The following is a 21,613-nucleotide window of genomic DNA, read 5'->3' on the forward strand; positions in this document are numbered from 1 at the left end:
GGCGCGCCGGGAAGCCCAGAAGAAGCCCCGCCGGCAGGAGCCAGGCTCATCCACAGAAACTCCCCGGCCACCCGCAGCCCAGGCACCCGGCGCGACACCGCACGCACCAACGCGGCGTCACCGAACGGCCGATACGACGGCCCCAGCTCCCCCAGCGCATGCCGCACCAAAGACGCGGCGGCAGCCGTACCACCCCAGACCGCCAGCCGGTCACGGCGCGACACCCCAGGCCCCGCCGCCACCACCGCGTCACCCGACGCCCACGCGCGAAAACCGCCCGAAAGCCCCTGAGCCACCCACACGACCAGATCGTCGTCCCCGCACGCCGAACGAAGCCGCCCGACCGTGTCGAGCTCGACGATCACAGGATGGCGCCGGGCCGATAAGCAGCCGCCTCCGGATATGCCGCCACGACCTGACCCACCTGCTGCGACACCGCCTCCACCTGATCGGCGGCAGCGCCCGTGAACGACACCCGATCGGCCAGCAGCTCATCCAGCCGCGCCCGGTCCAGCGGGAAACGCTCGTCGGCCGCCAGCAGATCAAGCAGCCGGTTACCCACCCCGCTGGCACGCATCGCCAGCGCCGCCGCGACCGCGTGCTCCTTGATCAGCTCATGCGCCTGCTCACGGCCCATACCCGCCCGCACCGCGGCCATCAGCATCTTCGTCGTCGCCAGGAACGGCAGATACCGATCCAGCTCCGCCGAGATCACCGCAGGGAACGCGCCGAACTCGTCCAGCACCGTCAGCATCGTCTCCACCAGCCCGTCGAAGGCGAAGAACGCATCCGGCAACGCCACCCGCCGCACCACCGAGCACGACACGTCGCCCTCGTTCCACTGATCGCCGGCCAGCTCCCCCACCATCGAGGCGTAACCCCGCAGCACCACCGTCAGGCCGTTGACCCGCTCACAGGAACGGGTGTTCATCTTGTGCGGCATCGCCGACGAACCGACCTGCCCCTCCTTGAACCCCTCGGTGACCAGCTCGTGCCCGGCCATCAACCGGATCGTCTTGGCCAGCGACGACGGCGCCGCCGCCAGCTGCACCAGCGCCGTCACCACCTCGAAATCCAGCGAACGCGGATACACCTGACCCACGCTGACGAACCGCTGGGAAAAGCCCAGATGCCCCGACACCCGCTCCTCCAGCGCCGCCAGCCTGGCCCGGTCGCCACCCAGCAGGTCCAGCATGTCCTGCGCCGTGCCCACCGGCCCCTTGATGCCGCGCAGCGGATAGCGCTCCACCAGCTCCTCCAGCCGCCGGAAGGCCACCAGCAGCTCATCGGCCGCCGTCGCGAACCGCTTGCCGAGCGTGGTCGCCTGCGCCGCCACATTGTGCGAACGGCCCGCCACCACGGTCGCCTCGTGCTGCTCGGCCAGGCTGGCCAGCCGCGCCAGCAACGCCACCACCCGGTCACGTACCAGCAGCAGACTGTCGCGGATCTGCAGCTGCTCCACGTTCTCGGTCAGGTCACGCGAGGTCATGCCCTTGTGCACCTGCTCGTGCCCGGCCAGCGCGTTGAACTCCTCGATGCGGGCCTTCACATCGTGCCGGGTCACCCGCTCCCGCTCGGCGATCGAGGCCAGATCGACCTGCTCGACCACCTTCTCGTAAGCGGCGACCGCCCCCTCAGGCACCGCCACCCCCAGCTCGGCCTGCGCCCGCAGCACCGCCAGCCACAGCCGGCGCTCGGCCACGACCTTGTACTCGGGAGACCACAGGCGAGCCAGCTCCGGCGAGGCGTACCGGGCGGCCAGGACATCAGGGATATGCGGCTTCAGCGTCACATCGCCCCAGTGTATTAGCGCCCACCACCCGGTACGGCGCGGCCACCCTCAACACGGACTCAACACAACATCAACACAGCCCGACCTACCGTCCTGCCCATCAGCACAACCCACACGGGGAGGACATCACATGCGAACCATCATCGGCACCGCCGCCGCGGCCGCCGCCATCTCACTCGGCGCCCTCGGCGCCACCCCCGCCCAGGCCACCACGGCCACCAGCGCCGCCGCGGCCAGCTGGTGCGTCAGCGTCCAGCACTGGACCGGCAAGGTCACCCAGACGGTCAAGGTCACCAACAACTGCAACTACGCCGTCTCCTACCAGGTCAAGCGCCGCGGCCCCGACCCCAGCTGCGTCGTCCTGCAGCCCGGCGGCAGCCACTGGAACCAGTGGACCCGCTACTTCGCCCAGTGGCAGGGCATCCGCTGGTGGTGCGCCTGACAACGCAAGCACGGGACCGCTTGGCCACGCCAAACCGGTCCCGTGCCCCGTTGCGGCGGGCCACCGTCGCCGACTCGCCGGCAGCGCCGGTCACAGGCCCGCAACCGAAGTACGGCCGGCGGCCGTAAGGGCGGCCCGCCGTACCAGAAACAAGCGGTGGCGGGCCGCAACGGCGGCCCGCCACCACCAGAGACGAACTCAGCCCGTCGGCGTCAGCTCGCGCGCCTCGTGCTTCGGCTCGGCAGGCTTGCGGCGCATCCGCTCCTTGGCCCGCTCCACCATCGTGTACAGCGTCGGCACCAGAACCAGCGTCAGCAGCGTCGAGGAGATCAACCCGCCGATCACCACGATCGCCAGCGGCTGCGAGATGAACCCGCCCTTGCCCGTGATCCCCAACGCCATCGGCGTCAGCGCGCAGATCGTGGCCACCGCCGTCATCAGGATCGGCCGCAACCTGCGCCGGCCACCCTCGATCACCGCCTCGACCACGCCCATGCCCTGCTCCCGATACTGGTTGATCAGGTCGATCAGCACGATCGCGTTCGTCACCACGATCCCGATCAGCATCAGCATGCCGATCAGCGCCGGCACACCCATCGCCGTGCCGGTCGCCACCAGCAACCCCACCGCGCCCGTCGCCGCGAACGGAATCGACACCAGCAGGATCAGCGGCTGCACGAACGACCGGAACGTCGCCACCATGATCATGAAGACGATCGCGATCGCCGCCAGCATCGCCAGCCCCAGATCCGAGAACGCCTTCTGCTGATCCGCCGACGCGCCGCCCATCTCATAGGCCACGCCCGTCGCGTCCAGCTTCTTCTTCAGCTCCTGCGTCACCGCACCCAGGTCACTACCGGTCGTCTTCGCCGACACCGTCGCAGAACGATCACCATCGATCCTGGTCACCTGCGTCGGCCCCGCCACCTGCTTGACCTCGGCCACCGACGACAGCTTCACCAGCCCGCCCGCGGTCGGCAGCTTCAACTTCTCCACCGCCGCGACATCAGCCGGCGCGTCACCGCCACGCAACACCAGGTCAGAAGAACGACCATCCATCGTGATCTGCCCCAGCGGCGCACCCCTGAACGCCTGCGCCACCGCCTGACCGACCTGAGCCTCCGACAACCCCTTGGCCGCGGCCTTCTCCCGATCGACCTGCACCTCGATCCGCGGCGCACTGGCCTCCAGATCCGAAGCCACATCCCGCAGCCCCGACACCTGCGTCATCGCCGTCTTCACCGTTTCGGCCGCCGTGTTCAGCGCCGTGGTGTCAGCGCCACTCACCACCACCTGAACCGAGTCGGAGGAGAAACCGCCGGACTCAGCACCGCCGACCTTCACCTCACCCACCCCCGACAAGCCCGCCAGCCGGTCACGCAGCGCCTGCTCCAGCTTCGGCGTGTCGAAACCGTCCTTCACCGTCACGTTGTAGGAGGCCCGGTCAGCGCCGCCACCCACACCGCCGCGCATCTGGTTACCGCCACCCACGTTGACCTGGTACGTCTCCACCCCGTCAACCTGCGACAGCACCGACTCCACCCGCTTGGCAGCCGCGTCCGTCGTCGCCAGATCCGTGCCCACCGGCATCTTCTGACTGATCGCGATCGTGTTCTGACCGGAAGAATCCAGGAAGTTGGTCTGCAACCTGCCCGCCAACCCCATCGTGCCGACGAACACCGCCAACCCGATCAGCACCGTCACCAGCTTGAACCGTGTCGCGAACCGCAACACCGGCAGATACGCGCGCTGCAACGGGCTGCGCAGCTCACGCGCCTCGGCCGCCTCACGCTGCACCCGCGCCTGCTCAGGAGTCAGCTTCGGCGCCTTCAGGAACCAGTACGCCAGCACCGGCACCACCGTCAGCGACACCAGCAACGACGCCAGCAACGCCACCGACACCGTGATCGCGAACGGGCCGAACAACTCGCCCACCATGCCGCCCACCACCGCGATCGGCGCGAACACCGCCACCGTCGTCAGCGTCGACGCCGTCACCGCGCCCGAAACCTCACGCACCGCCGCCAGGATCGCCGACAGCTTGGCCTCGCCGTACCCCAGATGTCGCTTGATGTTCTCCAACACCACGATCGAGTCGTCGACCACCCGGCCCACCGCGATCGTCAACGCGCCCAGCGTCAGCATGTTCAGCGAATAGTCGCCCGCCCACAGCGCGATCAACGCGATGACCACCGACAGCGGGATCGACACCGCCGTCACCAGCGTCGACCGCACCGACAGCAGGAACACCAGGATCACCAGCACCGCGAACGCCAGCCCCAGCAGACCCTCGGTCGTCAGCGACTCGATCGACTCCGTCACATACGGCGCCTGGTCGAACACCACCGCGACCGCCGTGTCCGACGAATCACCCAGCTGCTTGGTCAGCTCCGGCAGCTTGTCGCGCACCGCGTCCGAGATCGACACCGCGTTCCCGTCGGGCGTCATCGTGACCGACACACCCAGACTCGTCTTGCCGTCCGTCCGCGTGATCGTCGTCGCGTCGGCCAGACCCTGCTTGATCTCGGCGACATCACCCAGCTTGACTGGCTTGAGCGGCTTCGGCTGCTGCACCGGCACCTGCTGCTGTTGCTGCGCCGGGGGGCGGCCCGCCTGCGGCTGACCGGACTGCGGCCTGCCCTGAGCCTGCTGCGGGACCGCCTGCGGCTGCGCCGGCGTCAGATACAGATCCTTCAGCTTGGCGATCGAATCCACCCGCGAACCGACCTGCACCGACAGCGACTTGTTGTCCGCCGTCAACGTCCCCGCCGGAATCGGCGTGCCATTGGCCTTCAACACATCAGGAATCTGCGCCGCGGAAACCCCGTGCAGAGCCATCTTCTTGGCATCCGGCGTGATCGTCACGACCTCGTCACGAGTGCCGGTGACCTGCGCCTCCCGCACCCCCTCGATGCCCTGCAACTCCGGCACCATGATCTTGCGCAGCTTGTCGGCCATCGCCCGCTCGTCGCCGCCGTCACCCACCGCCAGCACCAGCACCGGGATGTCGTCGGTGTTACCGGCCACCACCTGCGGATCCACGCCATCGGGCAGCTGCGCCTGGATCCGGCTCACCGCCTGCTGCATCTTGCTGACCGACGACTCGATGTCGGTCCCGTACTCGAAGGCGACCTGGACCTGCGCCAAGCCCTCCTTCGACACCGAAGTGATCTTCTCAAGACCGGGGATGCCCTGGAAGGAATCCTCGATCGGCTTGGTCACCTGATCCTCGACGATCTCCGGCGACGCCCCCACGTACGGGGCGATCACGAACGCGCCAGGGAAAGAGAGCGAGGGCAGCAACTGCTGCTTGAGCTGCGGAATCGCGAAAACGCCGAACGCGCTGAGCACCAACGCCATCAAGATCACGAGCGTGCGGTTGGCAAGACTCAACCGGGCGAGAGCGGTCATGGGAGTCCCCTTCAAGAGTTCGCCCCACATTAACACTTCGCCCTAGACAAATATTTAGGGAGCTTTGACTTTCCTGATAACCTTCTCAGGAAGCGAGAGGTGAGTGTGGACGTCGACCGTGAAGATTTGATCCAAAGGATCACCCAAACCCAGCGCGACCTGGGGCGACTGTTCGCCCAGTACGAATCACCGCTGTTCTCCACCAACCTCACCATGCGCCAGCTCAAGGTCGTCATGCTTCTGTCGGTCAGCGGCTCGGCCTCCGGCCAGGACCTCGCCCACAGCCTCGGCGTCGGCCTGGCCACCGTCACCGGCATCGTCGACCGCCTCGTCGGCCACGGCCTGGTCACCCGCCGCGAGGACCCCCACGATCGCCGCGTGCGCCGCGTCGAACTCACCCCCGCGGGCCAGCGCCTCATGACCGACATCAGCGAAGCCGGCCTCGAGCACTACCGCCGCATCATGGAGCACCTCGACACCGCCACCCTGCGCGCCCTCGACCACGCCGTCACCGAGATCCAGCGCGTGGCCGCCAAACTCTTCGAATGCGAATGATGATCCTGTACGGCAGGCCACGGCCACCGGCCGCCCACCGCACTCCGGCTGAGGACCCGCGACCGGCGCTTGCGGCGAGTCGGTGACAGTAACTCGCCGCAACGCCATCCAGAACCGTGGCCGCGCCGGTCCCTCCACTGTTGATAGTGGGTTTTGGTGGGTGGATGCCGATTTTTCACTCACCCACCGCCTTTACAAAGTAGATTTCTAAGCCAGCCGACCCAGCACGTCAGGCAGCACGTCCTCGTACACCACCGTCAGGCGGCGCGTGGCCCTGGTGACCGCCACGTACAGGTCCCTGCCCCCCATCTCGGACTGCGCCAGGATGGAGCCGGGCTCCACCACCACGACCGCGTCGAACTCCAGGCCCTTGGCCTGCGTCACGGTCAGCGCCACCACCTGGGCGTCCAGATCCCCCGCCGGCAGCAGCGCGCAGACGGCCTCGTGCAGGGCATCGGGCACGATGACGCCGACCTGCCCCTCCTCTATCGCCTCCAGCTCCTCGGCCACCACCCGCAGCAGCCCGCCCAGCCCGGTCCGCACCGCCCGCGGCTCGGCTTCGCCCTCGCGGACCGAATCCGGCACCTCCTGGCCGGGATCGAAGGACCGCAGCACGTCGGCCGCCACCCGCATGATCTCCACCGGCGTGCGGTAGTTGACCATCAGCCGCTCCTCGCGCCAGCGCCCGGCCAGATGCGGATCCAGCACCTGGCCCCACGAGCTCGCCCCCGCCGCCGACCCCGTCTGGGCCAGGTCGCCCACCACGGTCAGCGACTTGGCCGGCACCCGGCGCATCACCATCCGCCAGGCCATCGCCGACAGCTCCTGCGCCTCGTCCACGATCACGTGTCCGTAGGCCCATGCCCGGTCGGCCGCCGCCCGGTCGGCGGTGGTCAGCTCCGCTCCCGCGTCGGCCTGCCGTTCGGCGAGCACGTCGGCCCGCACGAAGATGCCCTCCTCCATCAGGCCGGTGACGTCGAGCACCTCGCGCGCGTACAGCTCCTGCTCCTGCCAGTCGTCGCCGGCCTGCCTGTCGGCCAGGCGGCGGGCGGTGTCGTCCTCGCCGAGCAGCTCGGCCGCCTCGTCGAGCAGCGGCACGTCGCCCACCGTCCACGGCGCGTCCGCGGGGCGCACCAGCGCCTCCCAGTCCAGCCCCGACGGGCACACCGCCCACAGCGTGTCGGAGTCGGCGAGCAGCTCGCCGATCAGCCGCTGCGGGGTCAGCTCCGGCCACAGCTCCTCGGCCGCCCGCCGTACCGCGGGCTCGCCCCACAGCCGCTCGCCGGCCAGCTCCAGGTCAACCTCGTCGAGGTCCTTGTCCAGCTCGATCGGCTCGTTCAGCTCCGGCTCGCCGAAGTCGATCTCCTCCAGGCGCAGCGCGGCCTCCACCGCCCGCGCCTCGGCCAGGGCCAGCTGCCGCAGCAGCTCGGTCACGAACAGCTTGCGCGCCATGTTGTGCGGCAGCCGCACCGCCCTGGCCCGCTCGCGCAGCCGCACGCACTCCTCGTGCGGCACCACCATCCGCACCCCGTCCACCTCGACCTCGAGATCGCCCCGGGGGACGCGCTGGCGATCGCGTACGGCTCGCGCCACCAGCTCGGCCATGCGCACGTCGCCCTTGACGACGGCGGCGCCCGGCTCGTCGGGCAGGCCGGTGCGCACGCCGGGGAACAGCTCGCCCAGCATGGCCATGACCACCTGCGTCTCGCCCAGCGCGGGCAGGACCTGGCTGATGTAGCGCAGGAACATCGGGTTCGGCCCGACCACGAGCACGCCGCGCCGCTCCAGCGTGTCGCGGTGGGTGTAGAGCAGGAAGGCGGCGCGGTGCAGCGCCGCGACCGTCTTGCCGGTGCCGGGCCCGCCCTGCACGACCAGCGCCCCCTGCAGCGCGGAGCGGATGACGCGGTCCTGCTCGATCTGGATGGTGGCCACCACGTCGCCCATCCGGCCGGTCCGGCCCCTGCGCAGCGCCGCCAGCAGGGCCGCCTCGCCGACGAGCGTGTCGCGGTCGCCCTCGCTCATCCGCTCCAGGTCGAAGGCCTCGTCGTCGATGCCGACCACCGTCCGCTCGCGCAGGTGCAGGTGGCGGCGGCGCACCAGCTCGCCGGGATCGCTCGCGGTGGCCACGTAGAAGGGGCGGGCGGCCGGGGCGCGCCAGTCGATCAGGACCGACTCGTGTTCCTCGTCGCGCAGCCCGATCCTGCCGATGTAGGTGCTGGTGCCGGAGGTGTCGTCGACGCGGCCGAAGCACAGGCCCCGCTCGACCGCGTTCAGCTGCGCCAGCCGGCGCGCCTGCTCGGCCGCGGAGACCTCGCGCTCGACCATCGCCTGCCTGGTCCCGCCGGTGGTGCCCCTGGCGTAGACGTCGCCCAGGGCCGTGCGCGCCCGCTGCCTGGCCGCATCCAGCCTGCCGTACAGCATCGAGACTTTGACCTGCTCGGTGGCCATGGCCTCGCTGAGAGCATCTTGACGATTAGCCATTCCGTGCTATACTCCTAACCGGAGGTCTGTCAGGGCGTGTAGAAATTCCGTCCGACAGATCAGCATAGCACTCCGCCCCGAGCCACGGTCAGCCTCGCGTGGCCTCCGGTGTGGTCAGGGCGTCGAGCAGGCCAGGGAAGGCCTGGTCCATCTCCTCGCGGCGCAGCGCGTTCATCCGCGACGTCCCCACGTAGTACTGCCTGATCAGGCCCGCCTCGCGCAGCACCTTGAAGTGGTGGGTGGCGGTCGACTTGCTGACCGGGATGTCGAAACCGCCGCAGGCCACGTCCTGGCCGGCGGCCTCCAGCTGCACGACGATGCTGCGCCGTACCGGATCCACCACGGCCTCGAGCACCCGCTGCAGGTCGAAAACGGAAACCTCTGGATGCGCCGGTGTACGTCCCATGAGCCCCATAGTACGACAATCATCAAAGTTTGACAGCCGTCGTACTTGCGGCCAGAGTGGTCCGCATGACGACGACTGTGCGCTTTCATGAGACCGGCGGGCCCGAGGTGTTGCGGCTGGAAGAGGTCGACCCCGGCGAGCCCGGACCCGGCGAGGTACTGATCCGCGTGGACGCGATCGGGATCAACAGGGCCGAGGCGTTGTTCCGCAGCGATGTGTACATCGAACCGGTCAAACAGCTGCCCTCCCGGCTCGGCAGCGAGGCCGCCGGTGTGATCGAGGCCGTCGGCCCCCAGGTGACCGGTTTCGAGCCCAGGCAGGCGGTCAGTGTGGTGCCGAACTTCTCCCAGAACGACTACGGCGTGTACGCCAGGCGGGCGATCGTGCCCGCCTCCGCGCTGCTGCACCGCCCCGACGAGGTCGGCGCCGTCGCCGGCGCCGCCGTGTGGATGCCCTACGTGACCGCCTACGGCGGGCTGGTCGAGGTCGGCGGGATGCGGGCCGGTGACACGGTGGTGCTGACCGCGGCCTCCAGCGGCGTCGGCCTGGCCGCCATCCACACCGCCAACCGGGTCGGCGCCACCCCGATCGCCGTCACCCGCACCCGCGCCAAGGCGCGACGCCTGATCGAGGAGGGCGCGGCCGAGGTCATCGTCTCCGACGAGCAGGACGTGGCCGACCGGGTGCGCGCGCTGACCGGCGGCCGCGGCGCCGAGTACGTCTTCGACGCCGTCGCCGGCCCCGGCGTCACCCGGCTGGCCGGCGCGGTGGCACCCGGCGGGACGCTGACGCTGTACGGCGCGCTCAGCGGGCAGCCGACCCCGTACCCGGGCTTCGAGCTGGGCATGCCCGCGCTCAACATGCGCACCTACACCATGCTCGAGACCGCCAGGGACCCCGAGCGGCTGCGCCGCGCCGCCGCGTTCGTCACCTCAGGACTGCGCGAGGGCGCCTTCCGGCCCGTGGTCGACCGCCTGTTCCCGCTGGAGGACATCGTCCAGGCCCACCGGCACATGGAGTCCGGCACCCAGTTCGGCAAGATCGTCGTCACCGTCGACCACGAGTAGGGGTGGCCCGCCGTACCAGCACCAGGGGTGTGGCGGGATGGTCAGGCCTCGATGAGGCCCTGCGCCAGGTCGTCGGCGATGGCCGCCGGCGAGCGCAGCTCGGGCGGGCCGTAGCCGCCGCCACCGCCCGACTCGCAGCGCAGCACGTCACCCGCCTTCACCGGCAGCGCGTTGACCTTCAGCATCTCCCGCTCGCCGGCCGTGCCGGGGTTGAGCACCACCCGCGGCGGCGCACCGGCCTGGCCGCCGGCCAGGCCCCACGCGGGGGTGACCGAACGCTCGAACCACAGCGACAGCGAGGTGTCGCCGCAGAACTCGTACTCGCGCACCACGCCGTTGCCGCCGCGCCAGCGCCCCTCGCCGCCGGTGCCCGCGCGCATCTCGTAACGGGTCACCCGCACGGGGAACAGGGTCTCGAGCACCTCGATCGGCATGTCGCGCAGCGACCCGTTGACGTTGTTGATCAGGCAGTTCTCGCCGTCGCCGCCCTCCCAGGCGCCCCAGCCGCCGACGGTGGCCTCCTGCGAGACGTACAGCTTGCCGGTGCGCGGGTCGGTGCCGGTGAACTGCACGATCATCGAATCGCCGTAGGAGGCCGCGGCCGCCCGTTCCGGCAGCGCAGGCGCCAGCGCCTTGACCACCAGGTCGATCAGCAGCCCCAGGTGGGAGTAGTAGTACTGGCAGGCCGCCGGGGACCGCGCCGCCAGCATCGAGCCGGGCCGCGTCCGCACCGACAGCGGGCGGAACGAGCCGCCGTTCAGCGGCACCTCCCCCGACACCAGCAGCTTGTAGGCCACCCGCACGGCGGCGACCGCCTGGGCGGCGCCGCAGTTGACCGGCCCGGTGGCCTGGTCGGCGCAGTCGGTCAGGTCCACGTGGATCGACTCGCCCGACACCGCCACCGTCACGTTGACCGGCAGCGGCCGCGCCAGATCGATGCCGTCGTTGTCCAGGAACCCCGAAGCGTCGTAGACGCCGTCGGGGATGGCGGCGATCGCGGCCCGCTCCATCCGCTCGGTCTGGGCGAAGATCTCGTCGCTGGCGGCCATCACGGTGTCGATCCCCCACCGCGACACGATCTCCCGCAGCCGCCGCTGCCCGGTCATCGCACAGCTGACCTGCGCCCGCAGGTCGCCCAACGTCGCCTGGGGGAAGCGCACGTTGCGCGCTATCACCTCCTGCAGGTCCCGGCACGGCTCGCCGTTCTCGTAGACCTTGACGGGCCCCAGCCGCAGCCCTTCCTGGAAGATCGAGGTGGAGTCCATCGACCCGCCCGGGTCCTTCGACCCCACGTCCAGCCAGTGCGCCCGCGAGGCGGCGAACCCCGCCAGCTCACCCCCGGCGAAGATCGGGCCGTAGACGGTGACGTCGTTGAGGTGGGTGCCGCCGATGTAGGAGTCGTTGAGCACCCACACATCGCCCTCCTGCCACACCTCGCGACCGAAACGCTCCTCGGTCTCGCGGGTGACCACCTCCAGGTTGCCCAGGAAGATCGGCAGCCCCGACGACTGGCCCAGCACGTTGTGCTCGCGGTCGAGCAGCGCCACCGCGCAGTCCTTGGCCTCGTAGATGACCGGCGTGTAGGACGAGCGGATGAGGGTGGTGTTCATGTCCTCGGCGGCCTGCAGCAGCGCGCAGCGGATGATCTCGGTCGTCACGGGGTCGATCACTGCCTGCCATCCACCTTCACGATCAGGAATCCGTTGTCGTCCACCGAGGCCAGGCACCCGGGCGGGATCACCGTCGTCGCGGTCTCCTCCACCATGATCGCCGGCCCCGCCAGCTCACCCTCCAGCCCGTCACGGCGCAGCACCGGCGTCCGGTGCACCTCGCCGTCGAAGATCACATCCCGTACGGCCGGCGCCACCCCATCCGTCTCGGCCACCCGGGCGGCGGCCGTGCGCGGGAAGGAGCCGAACCCGGTGCTGCGCAGCATCACGAACTCCACCGGCGCCTCGGGCGTGGCGTGACCGTAACGGCCGGTGTGCGCCTCGGCGTAGCGGGCGGCGATCCCGGCCAGGAACTCCGGCTCGGCCGGCTCGCCGGCGTCGCGCAGCGGGATGGTCAGCGTGTAGTCCTGCCCCTCGTAGCGCATGTCGACCGCGTGCTCCACGCGCCGCCGGTCCTCCGGCACGCCCTGCCCTGCCAGCGCCTGCAGCGCCTGCTCCTGCAGCGTCTCCAGCCGCGCGGCCATGTCGTGACCCTGCAGCGCGTCCTGCGGCCGGAAGTAGGGGTGGCTCAGGTCGCGCCGCACGTCGGCCTCCAGCATCCCCCAGGCGGAGAACGCGCCGGGGAAGCGCGGGATGACCACCTCGGAGATGCCCAGCTCGCGGGCGATGAACACCGCGTGCATGGCGCCCGCGCCGCCGAAGGCGACCAGCGCGAACTCGCGCGGCTCGACCCCGTGCTCGACGGTCAGCGTGCGGATGGCCTGGGCCATCTTGGCGTTGGCCACGTCGCAGATGCCCTCGGCCAGCTGCAGCGGATCCAGCTCAAGCTCCTCGGCCAGCGTGGCGATCGCGGCGCCCGCGGCCTCGGTGTCCAGGCTCATCAGCCCGCCGGCGAACCAGGCGGGATCCACCCGGCCCAGCACCACGTTGGCGTCGGTCACCGTCGCCTGCTCGCCGCCCCTGCCGTAGCAGGCGGGGCCCGGCACGGCCCCGGCCGACTCTGGGCCGACCCGCAGCGCGCCGGCCTCTGAGTAGGCGATCGAGCCGCCGCCCGCGCCGATGGTGTGCAGGTTGACCACCGGCATCAGCACCGGGTAGCCCTCGATGCGGGCCTCGGCGCTGACGTCGGGACGGCCGTTGACCACCAGGGAGACGTCGAAGGAGGTGCCGCCCATGTCCACGCAGATCGCGTTGTCCCGCTGCAGGAGGCGGGCGGCGGCCACGCCGCCCATCGTGCCGCCCACCGGGCCCGACAGCAGCGTCTGCAGCGGGCGGCGCATCGCGTAGCCGGCGTTGACCAGCCCGCCGGAGGACTGCATGACGTGCACCGGCACGCCCAGGCCCCGCTCGGCGAAGCGCTGCTCGATCCTGGCCAGGTACCGGCGCACCACGGGGCCGGTGTAGGCCTCGAGCACGGCCGAGGAGGTGCGCTCGTACTCGCGCCACTCGCGGGCCACCTCGTGCGACAGCACCACCAGCACCTCTTCGCCGAGCTCCGCGCGCAGGATCCGGCCGGCCCTGATCTCGTGGTCGGGGTTGGCGTAGGCGAACAGCAGGCACACGGCCACCGCGTCGAAGCCCTCCTCGCGGGCTCTGCGGGCGGCCTGCCGTACCGCGTCCTCGTCCAGCGGCGTGAGCTCCTGGCCGCGCCAGTCGAGGCGGCCGCCGATCTCCATGACGTCCTGGCGGGGGACCAGCGGGGTGGGCTTGCGGTAGCGCAGGTCGAACATGCGGTCACGGTTGCCGCGGGCGATCTGGTAGACGTCGCGGCCGCCCTCGTTGGCCAGCAGCAGCACGCGGGCGCCCTTGCGTTCCAGCAGCGCGTTGAGTCCCTGCGTGGTGCCGTGGACGAAGAAGGAGATGTCCTCGGGCGAGTCGACCACGCGGGCCAGGGCGGCGAACACGCCCTCGGCCAGGTCTCCGGGGGTGGTGGGGGCCTTCGAGGCCACGACGGCCCCTGTCCGCTCGTCGTAGCACACGACGTCGGTGAAGGTGCCGCCGATGTCCATGGCGACGCGATAGCTCATGCGCTGAACGGTATGCCGTACGCGTCCGGTTTGTCTGTGCGGGGTGCACAGCCGGGCGTTCCCGGCTGTGCACGATGCTCACCTCACTTGCGCGCCATCAGGAAGGCCTGCGGGGTGTGCTCGTCCTCGGCCGGCTGGCACTCCATCCTGGCCTGTACGGTGAACCCCGCCTTGCCCAGCAAGGTGGCGATGTCGTCGGGCCGGCTGCGCCAGAAGGTCAGGTCCAGCGTGAGCCCGAACGCCTCGGCGTAGTGCTTCGGCTCGTCACCCACCTGGAAGGCCAGCAACACCACCCCGCCTGGCCGCAGCACCCGGTGGAACCCGGCGAACACCTCCGGCAGCCGCTCGTGCGGCGTGTGGATGATCGAGTACCAGGCCAGCACACCCCCGAGGCTCTCATCCGGCAGGTCGAGCTCCAGCATCGAACCCTCGTCGAAGCGCAGGTGCGGATGGTCGCGCCGGGCGTGGGCCAGCATCCCCGGCGACAGGTCGATCCCGAACACCTCCACGCCCAGCCCGTCCAGGTGCGCGGTGACGCGGCCCGTGCCGCAGCCGATGTCGGCCACAGGACCGTCCGCCAACTCGGCGAAGGCGGCCAGCATCGCCCGGCTCAGCGGCTTGCGGTCCAGCTCATCCCGGTAAAGTGCGGTGTATTGGTCGGCGAACGTGTCGTAGGAGGTGCGCGTGGAGTCCAGGAAATCCGTCATGGCGCAGCATCCTAGGGATGTCACACTCCCCGCCGCTCCACTCTCTCTATAGGCATGGCGGAATTCGACGACCACAGAGAACTGCTGTTCTCCATGGTCTACAACATGCTCGGCAGCGTGGCCGACACCGAGGACGTGCTGCAGGAGACGTGGCTGGCCTGGGACCGGCGCTCGCGCGGCACACCAGTCGAGCACCCGCGCGCCTACCTGGTGCGCATCGCGGTCAACCAGGCCCTGGCCCGCCAGAACGCCATCAGCCGCCGCCGAGAGACCTACGTCGGGCCCTGGCTGCCCGAGCCGCTCGTCTCCGACGCCTCCGAACAGGTGCTGCGCGGCGAGTCGGTGTCGATGGCCCTCATGGTCGTGCTGGAGACGCTCACGCCGCTCGAACGGGCCGTGTTCGTGCTGCACGAGGTGTTCGGCTACGCCCACACCGAGATCGGCCGGATCCTCGGCCGCACCCCCGCCTCGGTGCGGCAGGTCGCCCACCGGGCCCGCGAGCACGTCCAGGCCCGCCGTCCCCGCTACAGCGTCGACCCCGGCCTGCGGCGCGAGGTCACCGAACGCTTCGTCCGCACCGCCTTCGAAGGCGGCAGCCTGGCCTCCCTCATGGAACTGCTGGCCCCCGACGTCACCCTATGGGCCGACGGCGGCGGCAAGGCCCCCGCGGCGGGCCGCCACCCGGTCCACGGCCGCGAACGCGTCGCCAAGGTCCTCATCGCCCGCCGCCACCAGCCGCTGGAGGGGCTCGACATCCGCTGGCGCCAGGTCAACGGCGACCCCAGCGCCCTCATCTTCGCCGCCGGCGCCCCCTACGCCGTTCTGGTCCTCGAACTCACCCCCGACGGCACCCGGATCAGCGCCATCTACGCGGTCACCAACCCCGACAAACTCACCCACGCCACCTGAAGGGTCTTCAGGAGACCTCCACGCGCGTCAGCACGCTCCAGGCGGCCAGCGGCGCCAGCAGCAGAGTCAGGAGTCCGGACACCACCAGGCCGGCGTCGACGCCTGTCAGGACGATCAGCGGCCCTCCGGCGAGCAGACCGAGCGGGGCGGCCACCGTCGAGCCCGTCGTCCAGAGCGTGACCACCGGCTGCTGCTCCTCCGTCCGCAGGCCTGCCTGCAGGAAGCTGTACGCGACAGGCGTGAACGGAGCCCAGATCAGACCACCGAGACCGAACACGGCCATGGCCGCGGCCTGATTCCCGACGCCGGCCAGCGCGATCGGGCACAGCGCCCACAACGCGATGATCACGATGAGCAGCGGGCGCTGCGGGAGGCCGCGCAGCCGGTCGACCAGCCCGGCGCCCAGGAGCGCCCCGACGCCCAGCGCGGTCCACAGCAGCCCCAGGCCGGACGCACCCGTGTGCAGCGACTCCCGCACGTACAGCGGCAGAGCCACCTCGATCGGCATGTAGAGGAAGTTGAAGAAGAACACGACCACGAGCAGGCGCCTGGCCACCGGCCGCCGCCGCAGGATCCGCCACCCCGACTCGCGCCCACGCCCGGACTCCTTCTCCATGCGGACGGCCGTCGTCCGCGGTACGCACCGCAGCAGCGACACCAGCAGGATCAACGCCCCGCACGCATCGGCGAACAGCGCCCAGCCGGCGCCGGCCGACGCCACCAGGAGCCCACCGACCACCGGCCCGAAGACGAGCAGCGCGAAGTTGCTGCCCACCCCCAGCAGCCCGTTGACGGCGAACCGGTCTGCCTCACCCACCATCGAAGTCGCCAGGAGCCGGCGACTGCTCGAGCCCGCCATCCGGAAGATGCTGCCCAGCAGCAGCCCACCGACCAGCATGGGCAGCGTGAGCCGCCCTGCCACCGCCAGCACACCCAGGCCGGTGAGCACGACAGCGCGCAGGACACAGTCCGCGAGCAACAGCCGCCGAGGTGGCGCGGACAGCCGCCCCAGGCTGATGGCCAGAGCAAGCACCGTCGACAGCAGGAACGGCGCCGCCTCCACCACCGCGATCGCGACCGCCGCATCCACGCTCCGATGTACGGCCAGCGTCTGCACGGGCATCGCGACGATCAGCATGCCCGTGCCGGCATTCGCCACCAGATCCCCCACCAGCAGGCCGACCATCCGCCGGTTCCGCATCAGCACGTCGCGGTACGAGCTGTTCGCCGCGCCGGGCTTGCTGTTGCCCGCGGCCGACTCGCGGATGGGCTCGGTGTCGCCCGCGGCGGACCCGATGTCGGACCCGACGGACTTGACGGCGGTCCCGGCGGGCCCGATATCGGTCCCGGAAGGCGTGGCGTCGGGCCTGGCGGGGTTGGCGTCGGCTGTGGTGGACACGAGGCTCCTCTGGCGGCTATCGGATGTCTCGGTGGCTGTGGGTGGTTTCGGGGGTTGAGGCGGGACCTGGTCCTGGGGTGCGGGTTCGAGCCTGCGGCCCGGGACCGGTGCGGCTCAGCCCCAGGCGCCGGCGATCTGGCGGGTGGTGGCGTTGAGCCGGTTGAACAGGTTGGTGACGCCGATCATCAGCACGATCGCGGCCAGCTGCTTCTCGTCGAAGTAGGTGGCGGCGGTGTCCCACACCTGGTCGTTGACAGCGTCGGGACGGTCGGCCAGCCGCGTGGCAGCCTCGGCCAGCGCCAGCGCCGCCCGCTCCTCCTCGGTGAAGTACGGCGTCTCCCGCCAGGCCACGACCGTGGCCAGCTTCTCCTCGCTCACCCCGGCCTTGCGGCCGGTCTTGACGCCGCCGTCGACGCAGGCGCTGCAGCCGTTGATCTGGCTGACCCGCAGATGCACCAGCTCCAGGATCTCCCGGTCCACCCCACCGGAGTGCACGGCCTTGAAGATGTCCTGGATGGGCTGCATCGCACCGGACAGGATGACGGCGGGGTTCTGCATACGAGACTGCATCTCGGTGTTCTCCTCTTGCTCTTGGCGTGTGACTCCATCTCAGCCGGACGGGCTTGGCATGACGACTACGGTGGGACACCGTGGGACAGCCGAAACAGCCTTGAACAGCGGCGACTCAGCCCAGGAAGTTTCCTCCCGGGCGGGACAGGGAGAGGCGGGAACGATGGGCGCGCGGCAGCCGATGGCCAGGACCGCCCTGCCCCGCGGTGATCACGCTGTGCCGTCTGGTCAAGCGCTGGACCTGCACGGACTCATCGAGGGGCGGGAACCGCTCGGTCCCGGACTCCGTGCCGCGGTCATTACTCGCCGCGCTCGAGGTTCACTCGAAGCAGGTGTCGTACAAGGGGGTCAACGGCCTGCCCGGGGAGGCCCTGCACCGCGAGGCGCTGGAGCTGGCCCCAAGCTGGGCAGCTGGTACGCCGAAGCGCCGGCCCACGAGGGGATCGCGGCCGTACACGACGAGGTGGACCCGGCCGCCGAGAACCGCGCGGCCGGGCAGGCCATCCTGCAGGAACTCAAACCGGGGGCCTGACTGAGCATTCATGTCCGGTTCGAACGGCCACCTTGTCTGCGCGGGACAAGGTGGCCGCGACGGAGTTACAGCCCAGGCCGCGGCACGAACCGGTGTCGTTCCGTGTCCGTCAGGCCTCCTGCGGCCGGACGTTGTGGTTGCCGGCGAACAGGTTGCCGGGGTCGTACTGACGCTTGACCGCGGCGAGCCGCTCGTAGGTCTGCGCCGGATAGATCGCGGCGACGTCCGCCTCGGTGGCCGAAGCCTGGAAGTTGGCGTAGGCGCCGATGACGTGAGGTGCGAGCCTCCCCCAGATCGCTTCCAGGGCAGGGGCGGCGGCCTGGATGACCGGCTCGGGACCCGCGGTGGTGGTCACGAGCATCAACTCCGCCTGGCGGTAGGCGTAGGCGGTGGCGTCGTCGGGGACGCGGGAAACCGCGCCGCCGACGCTGCGAACGGAGATGAACGGCGACCGCTCCGACGCCCCGACCTCGGCAAGGATCCGCAGGACGTCCGACACCGACTCCTTGTCGGCGAATGCGCTCCGGGTCACCAGCCGGATGCCGGGCGGCGGGGTGGCGCCGTCCACGAGGACGTCCGCATACGGCTTCAGCGCCACATCGTCGCCGATCACCGTGCCGAGCCGGCGGATCGGGTCGATCGCCTGCGCCGCGAGCTCCGGGTCGTCGCCGTCGAAGGCGAGGTGGATCTCGACCGGCGCGTTGGGGCCGCCGGCGAACGGGTTGGCGAAGTAGACGATGGAGGTGAGCTCTACGGGGGCGGTGCGGACGTACTCCGCCCAGCCCTGGAGCACGCCGGCCGCCTCGGCTGCCGGGAAGGAGATCTTGCCGAAGAAGACGTCCGTCGTCGGGTGCGCCGCGAACTCGAAGGCGGTCACGATCCCGAAGTTGCCGCCGCCACCGCGAAGCGCCCAGAACAGCTCCGGGTTCTCCTCCCCGGCGGCCCGCACGACCTGCCCGTCGGCGGTCACCACTTCCACGGCGACCACGTTGTCCAGGGCCAGGCCGTACTTCCTGACCTTCCAGCCGATGCCACCGGTCAACGTCAGGCCGCCGACACCCACGCTCCTGGTGTCGCCCGAGGAGATCGCCAGGCCGTGCGGGGCCAGGGCGGCCGCGACCTGACCCCAGGTGGCGCCGCCGCCGATCCGCACGAGGTGACGATCCTTGTCGATGATCTCCACCTGCGCGAGCCTGCCCAGGTCGATCACGACGCCGTCGTCGTTGGTGCCGAAGCCCGCAAAGGCGTGGCCGCCGCCTCGCACGGACAGCGCAAGCCCTGAGCCGGCGGCGAATCTGACACCCGCTTGCACGTCACCGACGCTCTCGGGCCGCAGAACGAAGGCCGGGCTTCCCGAAGCCAACAGTGCGCGGCTGGCGGATTCGTACTCCGCCGCGCCCGGTTCGATGATGTCGCCGCCGAAGTCACGGCGAAGGGTTTCAAGCGCTGAACTCATGACATTCCTTCCAGAATGCTCGTTATCCGAACCGCCCAGGATGGTGGCGGCCGCCCCGTTATCGGGTGATGTCGTGTGCGGTGTTGACCACATGACGCCAACGGCTCGAACTGTGTGACGCCGAGGATCTGTGACGTGCGTCACATACAGGCCTCACGTAGGTTGGCAGCCGATCCGATGTCACAAAACAGCAGGGTCCGGCATCTGGTGGGAGTGACGCAGTCGAGAGTGAACAGGAGCCAGCCATGCCCCAGCCCATGCCCGGAGATCGCGGTGGGGACATGAGCAATGACTCCGCCACCGAGGCGTTCGTCGCCCACCGCAACCTGCTGTTCACCGTCGCCTACGAGATGCTCGGCTCGGCGGCCGACGCCGAGGACGTCCTGCAGGAGACCTGGCTGCGATGGGCGGGCGTCGACCTGGACACCGTGCGCGATCAGCGTGCCTACCTCGTCCGGATCACCACGCGCCAGGCACTCGGCCGGCTGCGGACGCTCGGCCGGCGCAAGGAGTCCTACATCGGCCCCTGGCTGCCCGAACCGCTGCTGACCACGCCCGACGTGGCCGAGAACATCGAGCTTGCCGACAGCGTCTCGATGGCGATGCTGCTGGTGCTGGAGACGCTTGGGCCGACCGAGCGGGCGGTGTTCGTGCTGCGCGAGGTGTTCGACCTGGACTACGACGAGATCGCGCAAGCCGTCGACAAGAGCCCGGCCGCCGTCCGTCAGATCGCGCATCGCGCGCGGGCGCACGTCGCCGCGCGCCGGCCACGCGAGGTCGTCTCCCCGGCCGAGACCCGCAGCGCGCTCGAGGCGTTCCAGCAGGCCATCGAAACGGGGAACCTGCAGAGCCTGCTCGACACCCTCGCCCCGGACGTCGTCCTCCTGACCGACGGCGGCGGCATCAAGCAGGCCGCACTGGCGCCCGTCGTGGGGGCCGACAGCGTGGCCTCGGTGATGGCCAGGATCGGCACCAAGGCCTCGCTGCAGCCGGCGCACGTCAACGGCTACCCTGCGCTGATCGTCCGGCTCAACGGCGAGATCGACACCGTCATGGCGGTACGCATCGACGACGGCCTCATCACCGGGCTCTACGCCGTGCGCAATCCCGAGAAGCTGTCGCACATGGAGCGGGAGGCCACCCTGCGCCGCTGAGCGACGGCACGGCGGATCTGGGACGATGAGGAGCTCACGACCACCCTTCCGGGAAATGACGTCAACAGAGCTTGTGCTGACGCCATGATGGCGTCATAGTGGTGTCATGGATCTGACGCCCTATGTCGACAGCCTCAGGCGCGAGCTCGCGGTCGCCGCCGCGGCCGGGGGCGAGGAGGCCCGCGCGCTGGCCGAGCGCCTGGTCTCGCCGCTGGAATCGGCCACCAGGCTGGCGCTGCTCGAGGCCCTGTCGGCCGCGGCCGAGGAGATCACCCGCGAGCTCGCCCCAGGCTCGGTCGACGTACGGCTGCGCGGCCGCGATCCCGATTTCGTGGTCACGCCCCCACCCTCCACGCCTTCCTACGACGAGGCGGCCACGACAGCACCTCCTCCGCCGCCCCCGCCGGCCGACGCCGACGAGGGCGGCACCTCGCGCATCACGCTGCGCGTACCCGACCATCTCAAGCCGCGCATCGAGGAGGCCGCCGCCCGCGAGGGCATCTCGGTCAACTCCTGGCTGGTGCGCGCCGTTTCCGCCGCCCTCGAACAGGGCGGCGGCTCCCGCCGGGCCGGCCGACGCGAGAGCTCCGACATCGGCCGCCGCTACACCGGCTGGGTGCGCTGACCGCCCGCCGTACCAGCAAGGGCCTCCGCGTACCAGGGCGGACGCCCGACACAAGCAGGACCGCCATGCACACGCCCGAGATCCTCACCAGAGCAGGACAGGACCCCGCGGCCACCTGCCGGAGCAGAGCAGGACCGCGGCCCGCATGCCCATACCCGCCAGAACCAGGCAGGACCCGGCGCATGTGCGCAGTACACACCGGAACGCGGCACACACGCCCGGCAGGACCTCGACGCACGTGCGCAGCACACCTGCCAGAACGAAGCAGGACCCGGCGCATCTGCTGGGGACGCCTGCGAAAGCAAGGCGGGATCGCGGCGCATGTGGCCGGAACAAGGCAGCACTGCGGCACAGCCGCCGGAACAAAGCAGGCCTGGGGTGACCGGGGCGCCTGCCGTATATCGAGAGCC

General features: G+C 70.5%; 16 protein-coding genes. 6 read left to right on the forward strand and 10 right to left on the reverse strand.

Features of this window, described 5'->3' with window-relative positions:
* Positions 1–361 precede the first annotated feature (361 nt).
* Entirely contained in the window at positions 362–1,792 is a 1,431-nt protein-coding gene (gene purB, locus KIK09_RS41820; RefSeq protein WP_214325042.1) for an adenylosuccinate lyase, read from the reverse strand.
* Positions 1,793–1,922: 130 nt separating this feature from the next.
* Between purB and KIK09_RS41825 the strand changes: the two genes are divergently transcribed.
* Positions 1,923–2,234 (forward strand): alpha-amylase inhibitor, encoded by a 312-nt coding sequence (locus tag KIK09_RS41825; protein ID WP_214325043.1) that lies wholly within the window; start codon positions 1,923–1,925, stop codon positions 2,232–2,234.
* Positions 2,235–2,432: 198 nt separating this feature from the next.
* On the opposite strand, the gene KIK09_RS41830 is transcribed toward KIK09_RS41825, so the two are convergent.
* Positions 2,433–5,645, reverse strand: coding sequence for an efflux RND transporter permease subunit (locus KIK09_RS41830; RefSeq protein ID WP_214325044.1), 3,213 nt, complete (start codon positions 5,643–5,645; stop codon positions 2,433–2,435).
* Between the two features lie 105 nt (positions 5,646–5,750).
* Between KIK09_RS41830 and KIK09_RS41835 the strand changes: the two genes are divergently transcribed.
* Positions 5,751–6,200, forward strand: a complete 450-nt coding sequence (locus KIK09_RS41835) for a MarR family winged helix-turn-helix transcriptional regulator (RefSeq protein WP_308164647.1) — start codon at positions 5,751–5,753, stop codon at positions 6,198–6,200.
* Positions 6,201–6,407: 207 nt separating this feature from the next.
* Here KIK09_RS41835 and KIK09_RS41840 read toward each other — a convergent pair whose 3' ends face one another.
* The gene (locus KIK09_RS41840; RefSeq protein WP_214325046.1) at positions 6,408–8,681 is read right to left on the reverse strand and encodes a HelD family protein; all 2,274 of its coding nucleotides are present in this window, start codon (positions 8,679–8,681) and stop codon (positions 6,408–6,410) included.
* A gap of 88 nt (positions 8,682–8,769) precedes the next feature.
* Entirely contained in the window at positions 8,770–9,087 is a 318-nt protein-coding gene (locus KIK09_RS41845; RefSeq protein WP_214325047.1) for an ArsR/SmtB family transcription factor, read from the reverse strand.
* A gap of 65 nt (positions 9,088–9,152) precedes the next feature.
* Here KIK09_RS41845 and KIK09_RS41850 point away from each other — a divergent pair, with 65 nt between their 5' ends.
* Positions 9,153–10,154 (forward strand): zinc-dependent alcohol dehydrogenase family protein, encoded by a 1,002-nt coding sequence (locus KIK09_RS41850; protein WP_214325048.1) that lies wholly within the window; start codon positions 9,153–9,155, stop codon positions 10,152–10,154.
* A gap of 41 nt (positions 10,155–10,195) precedes the next feature.
* On the opposite strand, the gene KIK09_RS41855 is transcribed toward KIK09_RS41850, so the two are convergent.
* From KIK09_RS41855 to KIK09_RS41865, 3 genes are all read right to left on the reverse strand, one after another.
* Positions 10,196–11,824, reverse strand: a complete 1,629-nt coding sequence (locus KIK09_RS41855; RefSeq protein ID WP_214325049.1) for a hydantoinase B/oxoprolinase family protein — start codon at positions 11,822–11,824, stop codon at positions 10,196–10,198.
* Positions 11,821–13,851, reverse strand: coding sequence for a hydantoinase/oxoprolinase family protein (locus KIK09_RS41860; protein WP_214325050.1), 2,031 nt, complete (start codon positions 13,849–13,851; stop codon positions 11,821–11,823). The genes KIK09_RS41855 and KIK09_RS41860 overlap by 4 nt, the downstream gene beginning before the upstream one ends.
* Before the next feature lie 83 nt (positions 13,852–13,934).
* A complete protein-coding gene (locus tag KIK09_RS41865) occupies positions 13,935–14,558 on the reverse strand; it encodes a class I SAM-dependent DNA methyltransferase (RefSeq protein ID WP_214325051.1) in 624 nt (207 codons plus the stop codon).
* Positions 14,559–14,612: 54 nt separating this feature from the next.
* Here KIK09_RS41865 and sigJ point away from each other — a divergent pair, with 54 nt between their 5' ends.
* On the forward strand, positions 14,613–15,467 hold the full coding sequence (sigJ, locus tag KIK09_RS41870) for an RNA polymerase sigma factor SigJ (RefSeq protein WP_214325052.1): 855 nt from the start codon (positions 14,613–14,615) through the stop codon (positions 15,465–15,467).
* Positions 15,468–15,474: 7 nt separating this feature from the next.
* Here sigJ and KIK09_RS41875 read toward each other — a convergent pair whose 3' ends face one another.
* The 3 genes from KIK09_RS41875 to KIK09_RS41885 form a co-directional block, all read right to left on the reverse strand.
* Positions 15,475–16,866 (reverse strand): MFS transporter, encoded by a 1,392-nt coding sequence (locus tag KIK09_RS41875; protein ID WP_214325053.1) that lies wholly within the window; start codon positions 16,864–16,866, stop codon positions 15,475–15,477.
* Positions 16,867–16,980: 114 nt separating this feature from the next.
* The gene (locus tag KIK09_RS41880) at positions 16,981–17,436 is read right to left on the reverse strand and encodes a carboxymuconolactone decarboxylase family protein (protein ID WP_214325054.1); all 456 of its coding nucleotides are present in this window, start codon (positions 17,434–17,436) and stop codon (positions 16,981–16,983) included.
* Between the two features lie 641 nt (positions 17,437–18,077).
* Positions 18,078–19,424: an FAD-binding oxidoreductase gene (locus KIK09_RS41885; protein WP_214325055.1), complete on the reverse strand. Its 1,347-nt coding sequence runs from the start codon at positions 19,422–19,424 to the stop codon at positions 18,078–18,080.
* A gap of 281 nt (positions 19,425–19,705) precedes the next feature.
* Between KIK09_RS41885 and KIK09_RS41890 the strand changes: the two genes are divergently transcribed.
* Positions 19,706–20,578 (forward strand): RNA polymerase sigma-70 factor, encoded by an 873-nt coding sequence (locus KIK09_RS41890; protein WP_250574602.1) that lies wholly within the window; start codon positions 19,706–19,708, stop codon positions 20,576–20,578.
* 106 nt (positions 20,579–20,684) lie between these two features.
* Positions 20,685–21,203 carry a toxin-antitoxin system HicB family antitoxin gene (locus KIK09_RS41895; RefSeq protein ID WP_214325057.1) on the forward strand — a complete coding sequence of 173 codons (519 nt, stop codon included), beginning with the start codon at positions 20,685–20,687 and terminating at the stop codon, positions 21,201–21,203.
* Positions 21,204–21,613 lie beyond the last annotated feature (410 nt).

Source organism: Nonomuraea sediminis, assembly GCF_018531495.1.
Lineage (GTDB): Bacteria > Actinomycetota > Actinomycetes > Streptosporangiales > Streptosporangiaceae > Nonomuraea > Nonomuraea sediminis.